This window comes from Paenibacillus cellulositrophicus (genome assembly GCF_009363095.1).
GTDB classification, from domain to species: domain Bacteria; phylum Bacillota; class Bacilli; order Paenibacillales; family Paenibacillaceae; genus Paenibacillus_AQ; species Paenibacillus_AQ favisporus.
In genome coordinates this window covers 470,068-482,843 of sequence record NZ_CP045295.1, presented here as the reverse complement: position 1 = coordinate 482,843, position 12,776 = coordinate 470,068, and the positions used below count along the sequence as shown (strand labels likewise).

The window sequence follows — 12,776 nt, the reverse complement described above, 5'->3', positions numbered from 1 at the left end:
TTATATCAATAGAAGGACTGCTGATTATTTCGGTGGTCCTTTTGTTATTGAAGTAAAGGGCTGTTATTCAAGACAAGGACATCAAGCCTAACGGAGGTAAGGAACAACAGAGATATGCATAGGGGAATAAATGCTGGCCGAGATAGCTTCTAGTAGAGCGGCTCCTGTGGGTTAAGCGTAATTTGCCCGTTGAGCTTGTTACCAATTATTACATACCGTATAATTTCAATGTGCGGCCAAGTGTGCACAATGCGGTAAAGAACAAATTTAATAAGATAAGGAAGTAACTCATGAGAAAATGGTTAGTATGCACGTTGGCGATCATGCTGAGCTTAGGTGCATTTACCCCCGCGATCTACGCTTCTGAAGTCCGTGTATCCGTGGACGGGCGTGAAGTACAATTCCCAGATGGACACCCCTATGTCGATCAAAAATCCAGCCTTACGATGGTTCCGCTTGCTTTTGTATCCGACAAACTTGGAGCGACAACGAAATGGAACGGAAGTTTAAAACAAATCACGATCTCGCTTGACCGTGACATCATTATTTTGGTGATTGGCCATAATTATGCACTGGTGAATGGGAAAAGGGTGGACTTTGAAGGAGCGGCGGTGCTTAAAAATGGCCGCACGATGGTTCCGCTGCGCTTTATTAGTGAAGCCCTGCACTCCAACGTGGATTGGCAGCCTTCGAGCAATCTGGTGAGCATCATGTCTTCGGTGGCCCGGGTCCCCAAAGGAACATGGATATGGGACAGTCACATCCTCAAACAGGATCAAGATCAAATACTAAATTTCGCAAAAGTAAAAGGTGTAACATCCATTTACCTTCAAATCGACAGAGATCTAGATCCGGCAATTTATGAAGGCTTCATCCGGAAAGCGAAGCAGGAAGGAATTCAAGTGGAGGCACTTGAGGGCCGTCCCGAATGGGCCAAAAAGTCTGCGCAGGGGGATATTCAAAAATTTATAGCGTGGGTGAAAGCCTATAATTCCTCTGTTGGCCCGGAAGCAGGCTTCACGGGATTGCATTTCGATATTGAGCCTTATGGTCTTAGCGAATGGACCACGGACAATAAGACCATTCTTGAAAGCTGGATGGACAATTTGCGACTGATTGAGAAAGAAAGCAAAGGAAGCGGCTTGAGTATTGCGATCGACGTTCCGTATTGGCTGAATACGATTAAATTACCGGGAAAGGATTACAGCATGAGCGCATGGATGCTGGAGAAGTTCGATTCCCTTGTCATCATGAATTATCGGAATCATGCGTTGGGAGGTAATGGCATTGTGGAAAATGCGCAGGCCATGCTGAGGGAAGCTTCCACGCTGAACAAGAAGATTGTTATTGCTGTCGAAACGGTCAAAAGCAATGAGGGTCCGCGGGTCTCATTCTATTCCATGAGCAGCGATATGATGGATAAAGAGCTGCAGTCCGCCCATAATCAATTGGCTCATTATGTAAGCTATGCCGGCTTCGCCATCCACGATTTCAAAAGCTGGCAGGACATGAAGTGAGAAGCCAATCCATTACAAAGTACACCGTATAGCTGCTGGGAAGAGAAAGGGAGCCGTTGACGGGAGGCGTTCAATGAAACTATAATGGTTTTATTGAAAGGGGATGCCGAAAATGGCTATCGTAAGCCGCTACACCGTTGCGCTTCATATATTGACTTGGCTGGCTTATTGGTCGGAGAAGGACGAATTTTTCCCTTCCGACCGGATTGCGAACAGCGTAGGAACAAGCCCGGTTTTTCTGAGACGGATTCTCGGCCAGCTCGCGAAAGCAGGCCTGGTTCTGGTGCAGCACGGAGGGACAGGGGCCGGATGGAAGCTGGCGCGCCTTCCGGAGGAGATCAGCCTGCTGGACGTGTACGAAGCCGTTGTGCAGACGCCACTATTCGAGCTGCATCACAGCCAGCCGAACCCGAGCTGTATCATCGGCAATGGCATTCAGCCGGCTCTGCAAACGGTTTACGAGGACAGCGAGGAAGCGTTGAAGCGCCGGCTGGCACAGGAATCGATCCGTGATCTGGTCGCCTCGTCGCTGGAGCAAGGGAAGCAGTAATGCTGCCGCAACGGCAGGCATTCTTCGAGAACCGCTTGCCGGAGTGGGCCAGATTAGCGGCCAGCAGCTGCTGGATCCGAGATTCCGGCCTCTGGAGACTCCGGGTGAGAAATCCGTCACGCCGTTAGACTGACCCACGTTTTTTTTGCTCCTCAATGTAACTGATTCAGTTTCAATGAAAGGAGGTGGCAGGCGACTGCTCACGTTCAAGTGAGGATGGAAGTGGGGAAAGGCCGTGTAGAGTAATAACATCTGGATGTGGGCTCATTACGGCGTTCAATGTAACCGATTCGGTTGTATTGATGACGAGAAGAATCTAAGATGTAACCGAAATTGAGCTTTTTTTCGCTTTTCATTGTAACTGATTCAGTTCTATTGACAAGACGAATCTAAATAAGGAGAGGGATTTCATGGACAAACGGATTTTTTGGCTGGCGCTTGGGGCGTTTGCGGTCGGCACGGAAGGGTATATGATCGGCGGGCTGCTGCCAACACTGGCGGCGGCGATGCATGTGTCGACGGCGCTTGCCGGACAACTGGTGACGGCGTTCGCGCTCGTGTATGCCGTGTCGTCGCCGCTGCTGACGACACTGACCGGGAGGATGGAGCGCAGAAAACTGTTGTTCGGTTCGCTGCTGCTGCTCACTGTCGGAAACGTGCTGTGCGGGTTCGCCTCTTCTTATGGCCTGATGATGACCGGGCGGATTGTCGCCGCGCTGGGGGCAGGCCTGTTCTCGCCGGGGGCCGTCGCCGTCGCCTCCACGCTGGCCGCGCCTGAGAAAAGAGGGCGTGCGGTGTCGATCGTTATTGCCGGGCAAACCGTCTCCCTGATCCTGGGCGTCCCCTTCGGGATGTGGGTCGCCCTGACGTTTGACTGGCGTACGACGTTCTGGATCGTCGGCGGGGTGGCGCTGCTCGCCGCGCTAGCCATCCGGCTGCTGTTCCCGCAGGTGGCGCCGGGTGCGGCGATCGGTATAAGGGAACGCCTTTTGTACCTCAAGAAGCCGGAGCTGCTATCCGCCTTGCTGATTACGCTTGCTTGGGCCACCGGTATTTTTGCGCTCTTTACGTATGTTTCCGAACTTTTTTCCGGCTATGGTGCCGGCGGCCGGACGATCAGCATGGTGCTGTGCCTCTCCGGTATCGCCAGCTTCATCGGGGTGCGGACAGGCGGCTTGGCCGCGGACCGGATCGGACCGAACCGGGCGATTCCACTGGCGCTTACCCTGCTCACAGCCGCGCTTATCTTGATGTCGGCGTTATACGGCTTTGCCGGCCGGCCTGGTATTCTCGCCATGGCGGTGGCTGCTATGGCACTGTTCGGCTTCAGCGGCTACATGTTCAATCCTGCGCAGCAGCACCGGTTGATCGGGCTGTCGGGGCCTTCGTCCGGCATCGTCCTGTCGCTGCAGTCTTCCGTCCTGTACGTCGGCAGCGCCTTGGGCGCATCGGCCGGAGGAGCTGTCGTGCGCTTCGCTACCGTCGGTGAGATTGGCTATTTCGCAGGCGCTATGACGGCGCTGTCGCTCGTCTTGTTTGCGGTTAGCCTGCGTCTGGAGCGGCGCATGAAGCGGCGGGCAGCCGTAACGGGGCACGCGCACGCTCCAGACGAGTCGGGTGCCGCCGGATAAGCTCAGCTGGCTTTTACATCCGTCCGCATTTTGCAAATACGATATGTCAATGGTGACAAGATGTTGTCATATTTTGAATGCTACGATTGAGAAGTGATCACAAAATTTCGATAGGAGTGAGAAGGTTTGTTCACACACCGGGAAGTACTTGTCAAAGAAGTTCCGATCCATGTAGTCGAAGCCGGTTCCATATCAAAGCCAACTGTGTTTTTGATTCATGGTTGGCCGACCTGTTGGCTGGAATTTGAAGACGTGATGCATAGGCTTGCCGAAGAATATCATGTTATCGCCATCGACATCCCCGGGATCGGGAATTCAGTCATTCCTTTGCAGTCATACAGCAAACGCAATATAGCCGAGTATGTTCGAGGAATTATGGATCATATGAATTTGCAAGATGTGACACTGGTAGGTTGTGATGCTGGAGGCCAGGTGACGTATGCTTTTCTGAAGAGCTTTCCTGACAGATTATCGCGCGCGGTAATTATGAATGTCGCCATTCCTGGAGTTGATCCGTGGAACGAGGTGAAAAGTAATCCTTACATCTGGCATTTTGGTTTTCATAACGTGCCTGAACTGCCCGAGATACTGGTTTCAGGCAAAGAACTTCCTTATTTCTCCTTTTTCTATGACGTGCTGGCCGGAAAAGGCAAGCGAATGAGTGATGCCCGCAGAACATTATATGCCGAAGCCTATTCCCGTTTGGACGCATTGAGAGCAGGATTTGATTTATACAGATGCTTCCAAGAAGATGAACAGGATAATGCCGCGTCAAAACATGTTACCGTGTCAACGCCAGTTCTGTACTTGCGAGGATCGGATGAAAATGCAGATATTGAAAAATACCTTGCCGGATTTAGGGAAAATGGCCTGCAACATATCAAAGCCAAAATCATCGAAAATTGCGGGCATTTTTCAGCAGAAGAACAGCCTGAACGAGTTGCAATGGCCGTAAAGGAATTTATCAATAATTCTTTGTAACACTAAGAGGTTCGGCTAACAGTACCAGCCCCTCATGTTTTGAAATGACAGTTAGGCGCAGTTCCAGACATTTACATGAAGTGGAGAAATCAGTAAAATAAACATATTATCGATTGTAATCTTTGGTACTGATTAGACACCGATCATATTTTTGAAAGTGAGGTCTCGAATGATGAGAAAATCTACGATCAGCTCCATGCAAAGTCTTGTACTATAAACAACGGCGGTTGTTTGTATGGAGCTCAGATTTCATTTTCACCGCCTGAATATCAGCGTTCATGATCATTGTTTATAGGATAGGCTTTGCAACCTTAAATTTTAATAAATTTTAAGGAGCAGAGCTATCATGAAGTATGTAAACGCAGATATCATTTTTCCGGAAGAGCTTTTAAAGGAAATACAGAAATATATCCACGGAAGCATGGTTTACATCCCAACCCCAGAAGGACAACGGAAGAAATGGGGCGAAAATTCAGGAAGCCGAAAACATTTGAGCCTCAGAAACGAAACCATACGTCAGCAATATATTGATGGCGCAACGATCGATGAACTTTCTGATCAATTCTGCCTTTCCATCGATAGTATTAAAAAAATCATTTATTCAAAAATGTAGGCCGTAGAAATCACATCATATATTATGATGTGATTTTTTGTGTAAAAAATGATTCTGAAAGGTCTTTTATATATTTCTAAACGGTTTCCTTTGCTACGATTGAAGAAACACCATTCAGAGAGGGGCATTCGGATGTCATTACAAGCTCGTCCGTATGGGTCTGAATTAGAGGAAGCAGTAAAAAACTTAAGTCACAAAGCATGGATCCTTTTTAAATATAATCGAGATTACGATCATCAGAGGATGAGCTGTGTATTTAACGAGGACGGTAATTTAATATGTGTAGGATACTTACGTCACGGAATTGCGGATAATCATGATGTATTCGAAGTCGAAATGCCTACGAATGAATTAGCTTTAAACCGCATGGATGAAGTGAGAGCAGTTCTTTTCCCTACTTTTATGGATACCTGCCAAAAGCTGCGCAATCCAAACAAGAAAACGAAGCTGGTTGCGTGGAAGGACTTTTACGGTGACAGAGCGTTTTACGAAGGGAAGGGCTTTAGCCCTTTTCAAACTTATTACATAGCACGGCGTTCACTTGAAGAACCTGTACCTGAAGTCAGAGCGCCTATTGGAGTGAATGTCAAATACCACCCAATGGAATCCAGAGAAGAACGAATCCAATATACCGAGCTGGAAAATCAATTTTATCAAGGTGTAGTATACCGAAGTGTAAATATGTTGGAATGGATGATGGGTGGTCCGGAGTTACATACCATTTCTGCCTTTGAAGGTGATGAGTTGGTTGGCAGCGTAATGTGTTGGCAAACCGGGGCAGTCGAAAGATTATTCGTCATTCCGCGTTGGCGTAATAGAGGGCTGGGTAGGTTTCTCATCACGAAGGGATTTGAGTATCACCTGAAGAACGGCAGAAACGAAGTGGAGACGCTGGTTCATGAACAGAATAAGGAAGCTATATCGTTGTTAGAGTCAATGGGGTATACCTTTCCTGTAAAATTAGTACTTATGTCAATGGATATTTAGAAAAAGAATCTGCAGCGCCCCAGGGAATATTCGAATGTCTTAAGGGGATACTGGAAATAGGTAGGAGATCATGCATTTGGTCGATAATGATCATAGAAACACCCGCATTGATCTCCATTCCATGAAACCCTAGTATAAGCTTAACGACATAAATAGGGGGCGCTTAGCGATGTCCATGTCAATCGCAGATATCCAAATACCTGATAGCAAACTGGCCAAGGAAGCGGCCGAATTACTCCGGGAACATGGTGATGATTTGCTGTGGAACCATTCAAACCGGGTATTTCTTTTCGCAGCATTCAAAGGCAACCTGAATCAATTGAAGTATGATCCGGAATTGCTCTATATCAGTTCTCTTTTCCACGATTTAGGCCTTACGCCTGCATTCCGCAGTCCTGATAAGCGCTTTGAAGTCGACGGCGCGAATGCCGCTCGAGATTTCCTGCAAAGCCGTGGCGTGCCGGAAGAATCCATCCGATTGGTGTGGGATGCCGTCGCCCTGCATACTACGATCGGAATCGTCGAATATAAAGAAACCGAAGCGGCCCTGATGAATTTTGGCGTCGGTTACGACGTCGTGGGGAAAAACTTCGAACTGATCTCGGAAGAAATTCGCCGGCAAATCGTTGATGCGTTCCCGCGAAACCGGTTTAAGCACAACATTCTGCGCGCCTTCTTTGAAGGCTTTAAGCATAAACCGGAAACGACCTACGGCACGATTAACGCCGATATATGCGAGCTGTTTCTGCCGGGTTATAAACGGCCTAATTTTTGCCATCACGTGCTTCATTCCAGATGGGATGAATAACAACGCACGTTCAATCAGCCTAAGTCATGGACCTGGACAAGAGCATACACAATTCATAGCCGCGTAACTGCGGCTTTTTGTGTTTTAAGAAGAATGTATGCTGAAGTATGATACAACAAATTGGAAATTTTTAACGTCTAAGCAGTGATGATTAGGATAGAATCAAGGTATATGTGTGGATACCGCTGGACCGGTTGAACTTTTAAAAGATGAAGTTCCTGTTTCCGTACAACCCGGTGAAGTCGTGAAGTTTGCAATGAATGTTGAGCCCAAGCCCAACAAATATCACCGTCACGCAAATGACGGCGGAGGGAAGTTCAATAGACGTTGCGGTGAAAGAGAATAGTTTTCATGCCCCCGCACAAAAAGGGACTTATTATTACTCTTACGGCGTATGGTGGATGGACGAGCATATTGAAAATCAATCGAATGGAGACGCTTTTTATTGTTTTGTCTTACAAGTCATTTAAAGGAAACAGGGGACGATCGTAATCTGTGATAAGACTCCCAAATATGAATCATCAAGGAGAGAGCAAATGAATATGAAACGGATAGATATTTTTCGTATGCAATTTGACTTTGTTTGGGATACGGAGACCTGGTTTTTACCATTAGAATCTGCTCTTGCAGGTTTAAATTCGACCGATGCAAGCTGGCAGCCCCCTGGAGGAGGGAATACCATTTGGCAAACGGTAAACCATCTGAATTATTACAACGCCCTGCTTGTCAGACAACTCCATGACACAACGCATGGAACAGAGGCATCTGAACACAAGCCTACATATGGAGATATCGGAGAACCCCCTGATTCTAAATGGGAGGCCGTTTTGGCAGAAGATACATTTGGAGGGCCTGGGGACCCGGCGAATTCTGACAAGTGGGCGGCAACCTTGGCAGAAACCCGCCTGATTTGTGAAGATTTGCGTCAATCGCTGGCACAAATGAACGACAGTCAGCTGGATGAGGAGCGTGTGGGGAGGCTGGCCCGTCAAATGCTGCACAACGTATACCATATCGGACAAATCGTATTCATTCGCAAACAACAAGGTTCTTGGCCAAAGGAACGGGAATAATTTGTATATTCGCTTAAGGGCCCTATAATGAAGTACCAATGCCTAATTTCTCACCGAATGCCGAGAAATTAGGCTTTTTCACGCTTAATAGCCATATCTGGTGAAGAACAAATGGAAAGTAGGGTGTATTAAAGAAGCTGTCGGTAATTCCGATGATAATACCAATGGGTACTATAGAATATTGCTCTGGGCTTAAGTGCAAAACGATTCACATACAGTTCATAAATATCATTTACAATAGTTGAATCGTAGAGAGGATCCTAAATTTACAACGAGTGGATCGTTACAGATCGATAATGGAGGTAAGAATCGTTTGGAATTGTTTGAGTTTATTTTGCTAATGCTGGCGGCGGTGTCTTTATCCAATTTAGTGAACCGGTTTATCCCCTCGGTCTCCGTGCCTATTATTCAAATCGTACTGGGGATGTTGATCACTTGGCTGCCGTTACACTTTGAACTGAAATTAAATCCAGAGCTGTTTTTGCTCCTGTTCATTGCCCCGCTGCTGTTCAATGATGGAAGGCATGCGGATAAGGAAGCGCTCTGGAAGCTGAAGAAACCAATCCTTTTGCTGGCACTGGGTCTGGTATTCGTCACGGTAGCCGTGGTTGGTTATTTCCTGAACTGGCTCCTTCCGGTGATTCCGCTGGCGGCATCTTTTGCACTGGCGGCTGCATTAGCGCCTACTGATGCTGTGGCCGTGGGTGCACTGGAGCAGAAAGTAAAAATCCCTCATCAGACGATGCAAATTCTGGAGGGAGAATCCTTAATCAATGACGCATCGGGGCTGGTGTCATTTCAGTTTGCCGTAGCCGCGATGATCACCGGTGTGTTCTCTTTCAAAACGGCCAGCATCAGCTTTATTTCCATCTCACTTGGCGGTGTAGTGCTGGGCCTGCTGCTCACGCTTGCCAAATATGCCATGGTGAAATGGCTGCGCAGACTGGGGATGGAGAATGTTACGCTCCACATGCTGATTGAAATCCTGACCCCTTTTGTGATTTTCATGGCGGCCGAGGAGTTAGGGGTTAACGGCATCCTGGCCGTCGTCGCCGCAGGAATCGCCCATTCTTTCGGTTACAAGAAAATGAATCCCGAGGTAGCCAAGCTGCGGGTTGTATCCAAAAGCACCTGGTCGGTCATTGTTTTTGTTCTAAACGGGCTGGTTTTCCTGCTGCTTGGCACACAGCTTCCTGATATTATCCAGACGATTTGGAACAGCGCGGAAATCGGGAATCTGAAAGTCATCATGTACACCCTGTTATTGACCGCAGCTGTGCTTGGGCTGCGCTTCATCTGGGCGATTCTAATGGATATGGTCGAAGGGACCAAACCGCGCGGCCCTTTGCGGCTTAGGGTCAAGAAGGCGCTGATTCTCAGCTTATCAGGCGTCCGGGGAACGATCACACTGGCGAGTACGATGTCACTGCCATTATTTCTTAGTGATGGCACCGCATTTCCGGCGAGGGATCTGATCATTTTCCTTGCGGCTGGAGTTATCCTGTGGACCCTTCTTGCGTCCAACTATCTGCTGCCGCTTTTATTGGGGAAAGAAACGCAAACGGAGCAGGAAGAGGAGGAGGTTCAGGCAAAAATTGAAATTCTGAGGAATGTGGTGAACGGATTAAACGAACTGACCACGGATCAGAACCGGCTGGCGACTGCCCAGATCATCAATACGTATACTTCCAGAATCAAATCGCTGAAAAAAGAGGAAAAGAACGATAAAGTGCAGCGGGCCTTGGGCCTTTCTATCCTGAAATGGGAAAGAGAGAACACGCTGCACGCGGTTCAGAAGAAAGAAGTGAATCCAGTCACAGCGTACCGTTACCTTAGAAGAATAAACCAGCTGTTATTTATGCACACAGGAGATGTCCGTTATAAAAAAGAGCTTTTCCCTGTGAAGCAATGGATTGAAGTGTTCGGAATGCTGCATCCGGCCCGCCTGAGTATCCGGGAGAGACGCGCCGAATTGGCCAGGCTCAGAATTCAAAATACGGCTTATGTCATAAAGGAGCTGAATGCGCTGCTCGCAAAAGGGGAGACGGATATGGAGTCGGTCAGCTCGCTGATTTTGCAATATGAACGTACGCTGCTTCTTCTGACCCGAAACGAATCGGACACCTACAACCGGGAAGAGTTCGACATCATGATGCAGGAGCTCGCACGGGTCGGGATTCAGCTGGAGAGAGACAACATCCAAGCCATGTTCGAGACCGGACGGATATCCAGACAGGGCATGAAGGAAATGAAACGTGATATTCTCTTCATGGAGCATGACTTAAGAGAAGAGATGGGTTGAGAATCATCCTATTGATTAATGCTGCCTGTTAACGCGCTTGTAGACGCCGATGACGATTTTTATTCAATTTTCTTACCGAGACTAGACTGCTTGCAAGCAGCACAAATGCACCAAAAAGATAAGGCAAGTCGATATGGATTTCATATAATATCCCTGCGAGTAACGGTCCAAAGATCGTACCAAGGCTCGTATAGGCATTATTCATCCCTGCGACGAATCCTTGGTCCTCTCCAGCTTCTTTGGATAGGAGGGTGTTGATGGTTGGACGCAAAATATTATTGAATGAAAAAAATAGCATGGTGACGATCATGACATAATAGTAATTGCCTGAGAAAAGCAACGATGCGAGCGTGAAAGCGGATAGCAAAAGCATGGCGACGATAACCCGCTTTTCCCCGAACCGGCGGGTGATCCGGTCGGTCAGGAGCACTTGGTTCAGCGTGCCGATCAAAGAGCACACGGTAAGTAAAATGGCGATTTGCTGCGTAGTGAAGCCATAACCCTGAACGACAAAAAGCGGGAAAATGGCTTCAAAGTGCGTCAGACCAAACGTCATGGCGAAAACAATAAGCAGCAGGATAAAATAACGGGATTTTACGGAAAGACCAATTTGACGAAAGATATTGTCTTTCTTGTTCTGCACAGATTGGCGAAGGCGGCGGATATCAGGCGACAGCGGCTCGGGGAGCATCCACATACTGCATATCATAGCCAGCAGTCCAACGGATGCGGAAGCGAAGAAAGGCATTGTGATGCCCCATTCCGCAAGCAATCCTCCTACACCCGGCCCGATAATAAACCCTGAAGTCATCGATGCGCCTAACCAAGACATGGCCTTGCTGCGCTGGGCATCTTCTGTAATATCTGCAACGTAAGCAATAATCGCAGGGACAAGGGCGGCTGACCCGATTCCGCCGATCAGTCTCGACACGAATAATAAGGTTAAATCGCCTGCAAACGCCGCCATTAAATTAGAAACGGCAAATAAAATCAACCCTGTAATGATCATCGGTTTACGACCGTACCGGTCGGACAAGTTTCCTGCGAAGGGTGAGAATAGAAACTGTGTCAAACCGAAGCAAGAGACGAGATAGCCGGCGGCTTGGCCGCTTGCTGAAAACATCGCGAGCAGTTCCGGCACGATCGGAATGACGAGGCCCATGCTAAGATTGGCGAGAAACATATTCAATAGAAGTAATGGAAATGCGGACCTTGGTAACATCAATGATCTCCTCTGCAGTAAATATATAACGATGGAAGCAGGATAAACGGAACTTTTCATTTATGTTAGCATGCATCAGTCCGCTTGAATAATATGAATAATATTTACGACAGGAATCATTTTAATATATATGGCTATTCGTATCCGATGAACAGAGAGGCATAACAAGCGAATAACGAAACCTTTACTGAAAATAAAAAGGGTGTCCCTAGCCAATTAAGGCTTGAGACACCCTCCTTTTTTACACGAAATAATGCCCTTCTTCGAGATCGGCGATGAGTCCGGGCTGCATCGGTTTCCAGCCAAGAAGCTCCCGTGTTGCCTGACTCGCTTGTGCAGTGTTATACAAGCTTGTAATGTCGAGGGCTGCAATGGCACCGAGAAAACCGAAATGGGCGGCAGCTTCTTCAGATGTGATGCTGACCGCCGGCACGTTCAATTGCCGTCCGATGACCTCGGCGATCTCGCGGAGCGGAATGCCTTCATCGCTGGCACCAAGCAGCCGTGAGCCCGCCGGGGCCGATTCCAGCGCCAGACGGTACAGAACTGCCGCGTCCAGGCGGTGAACCGCTGGCCAGCGGTTCGTTCCATCACCGATGTAGGCGGCGAAGCCCTTCGAACGGGCGATGCTGATCATCATCGGGACAAAGCCCTTATCGCCTTGGCCGTGTACGGACGGTGCAAGCGAGACGATCGATGCCCGGATACCCCGCTTCGCCATAGCGAGCACGGCTTCATCCACGGCATGTCCATTGGCATGTGCGGTAGTAATGAACGGCTTCCCGGAGCCTTCGAGCGCCGCTCCCATGACTTCCACGGCCCGTAAATCCAGAGCCAGTGCACCTTCAAAGTCGGAAAAATCGTTGGTGAACGCCAGATGAATCACGCCATCCGCAGCCGCGGCGGCGCTGCTTAGCGTATCGAGATCGTCCAGCGTGCCGTACAGCGGTTCGGCTCCCGCTGCCTTTAATTCCGCGGCTTTCTCTTCAGAGCGGCAAAGACCCGATACGGTATGTCCTGCACCGATCAGTTCCTTGACAACCGCGGAACCGACATACCCTGTTGCTCCTGTAACAAAAACATGCATTTTGA

The 12,776-nt window shown here is 48.5% G+C and carries 11 protein-coding genes; 9 read left to right on the top strand and 2 right to left on the bottom strand.

Features of this window, described 5'->3' with window-relative positions:
• Window positions 1–290: 290 nt before the first annotated feature.
• The 9 genes from GCU45_RS02085 (at window position 291) to GCU45_RS02045 (ending at window position 10,462) form a co-directional block, all read left to right on the top strand.
• Window positions 291–1,517: a copper amine oxidase N-terminal domain-containing protein gene (locus GCU45_RS02085; protein ID WP_152397881.1), complete on the top strand. Its 1,227-nt coding sequence runs from the start codon at window positions 291–293 to the stop codon at window positions 1,515–1,517.
• Window positions 1,518–1,629: 112 nt separating this feature from the next.
• On the top strand, window positions 1,630–2,067 hold the full coding sequence (locus GCU45_RS02080) for an Rrf2 family transcriptional regulator (protein ID WP_152397880.1): 438 nt from the start codon (window positions 1,630–1,632) through the stop codon (window positions 2,065–2,067).
• Window positions 2,068–2,477: 410 nt separating this feature from the next.
• Window positions 2,478–3,698: an MFS transporter gene (locus GCU45_RS02075; protein WP_152397879.1), complete on the top strand. Its 1,221-nt coding sequence runs from the start codon at window positions 2,478–2,480 to the stop codon at window positions 3,696–3,698.
• A 126-nt stretch (window positions 3,699–3,824) separates the two neighbouring features.
• On the top strand, window positions 3,825–4,679 hold the full coding sequence (locus GCU45_RS02070; RefSeq protein WP_152397878.1) for an alpha/beta fold hydrolase: 855 nt from the start codon (window positions 3,825–3,827) through the stop codon (window positions 4,677–4,679).
• Window positions 4,680–5,025: 346 nt separating this feature from the next.
• On the top strand, window positions 5,026–5,292 hold the full coding sequence (locus GCU45_RS02065; RefSeq protein ID WP_152397877.1) for a CD3324 family protein: 267 nt from the start codon (window positions 5,026–5,028) through the stop codon (window positions 5,290–5,292).
• Between the two features lie 132 nt (window positions 5,293–5,424).
• Entirely contained in the window at window positions 5,425–6,279 is an 855-nt protein-coding gene (locus GCU45_RS02060; protein ID WP_167527064.1) for a GNAT family N-acetyltransferase, read from the top strand.
• 169 nt (window positions 6,280–6,448) lie between these two features.
• Window positions 6,449–7,087, top strand: coding sequence for an HD domain-containing protein (locus GCU45_RS02055; RefSeq protein WP_076164746.1), 639 nt, complete (start codon window positions 6,449–6,451; stop codon window positions 7,085–7,087).
• A gap of 536 nt (window positions 7,088–7,623) precedes the next feature.
• Window positions 7,624–8,160, top strand: coding sequence for a DinB family protein (locus GCU45_RS02050; RefSeq protein WP_152397875.1), 537 nt, complete (start codon window positions 7,624–7,626; stop codon window positions 8,158–8,160).
• Window positions 8,161–8,473: 313 nt separating this feature from the next.
• Window positions 8,474–10,462 (top strand): Na+/H+ antiporter, encoded by a 1,989-nt coding sequence (locus GCU45_RS02045; protein WP_152397874.1) that lies wholly within the window; start codon window positions 8,474–8,476, stop codon window positions 10,460–10,462.
• A gap of 28 nt (window positions 10,463–10,490) precedes the next feature.
• On the opposite strand, the gene GCU45_RS02040 is transcribed toward GCU45_RS02045, so the two are convergent.
• Window positions 10,491–11,684: an MFS transporter gene (locus GCU45_RS02040; RefSeq protein ID WP_152397873.1), complete on the bottom strand. Its 1,194-nt coding sequence runs from the start codon at window positions 11,682–11,684 to the stop codon at window positions 10,491–10,493.
• 241 nt (window positions 11,685–11,925) lie between these two features.
• A complete protein-coding gene (locus GCU45_RS02035) occupies window positions 11,926–12,771 on the bottom strand; it encodes an SDR family oxidoreductase (RefSeq protein WP_152397872.1) in 846 nt (281 codons plus the stop codon).
• Between the last annotated feature and the right edge of the window lie 5 nt (window positions 12,772–12,776).

Excerpts from the sequence above, each read along its gene's own strand:
- GCU45_RS02035 (WP_152397872.1), bottom strand. The coding sequence starts at position 12,771 with ATGCATGTTTTTGTTACAGGAGCAACAGGGTATGTCGGTTCCGCGGTT.
- GCU45_RS02085 (WP_152397881.1), top strand. The coding sequence starts at position 291 with ATGAGAAAATGGTTAGTATGCACGTTGGCGATCATGCTGAGCTTAGGT.
- GCU45_RS02055 (WP_076164746.1), top strand. The coding sequence starts at position 6,449 with ATGTCCATGTCAATCGCAGATATCCAAATACCTGATAGCAAACTGGCC.
- GCU45_RS02080 (WP_152397880.1), top strand. The coding sequence starts at position 1,630 with ATGGCTATCGTAAGCCGCTACACCGTTGCGCTTCATATATTGACTTGG.
- GCU45_RS02065 (WP_152397877.1), top strand. The coding sequence starts at position 5,026 with ATGAAGTATGTAAACGCAGATATCATTTTTCCGGAAGAGCTTTTAAAG.
- GCU45_RS02060 (WP_167527064.1), top strand. The coding sequence starts at position 5,425 with ATGTCATTACAAGCTCGTCCGTATGGGTCTGAATTAGAGGAAGCAGTA.
- GCU45_RS02040 (WP_152397873.1), bottom strand. The coding sequence starts at position 11,684 with ATGTTACCAAGGTCCGCATTTCCATTACTTCTATTGAATATGTTTCTC.
- GCU45_RS02050 (WP_152397875.1), top strand. The coding sequence starts at position 7,624 with ATGAATATGAAACGGATAGATATTTTTCGTATGCAATTTGACTTTGTT.
- GCU45_RS02075 (WP_152397879.1), top strand. The coding sequence starts at position 2,478 with ATGGACAAACGGATTTTTTGGCTGGCGCTTGGGGCGTTTGCGGTCGGC.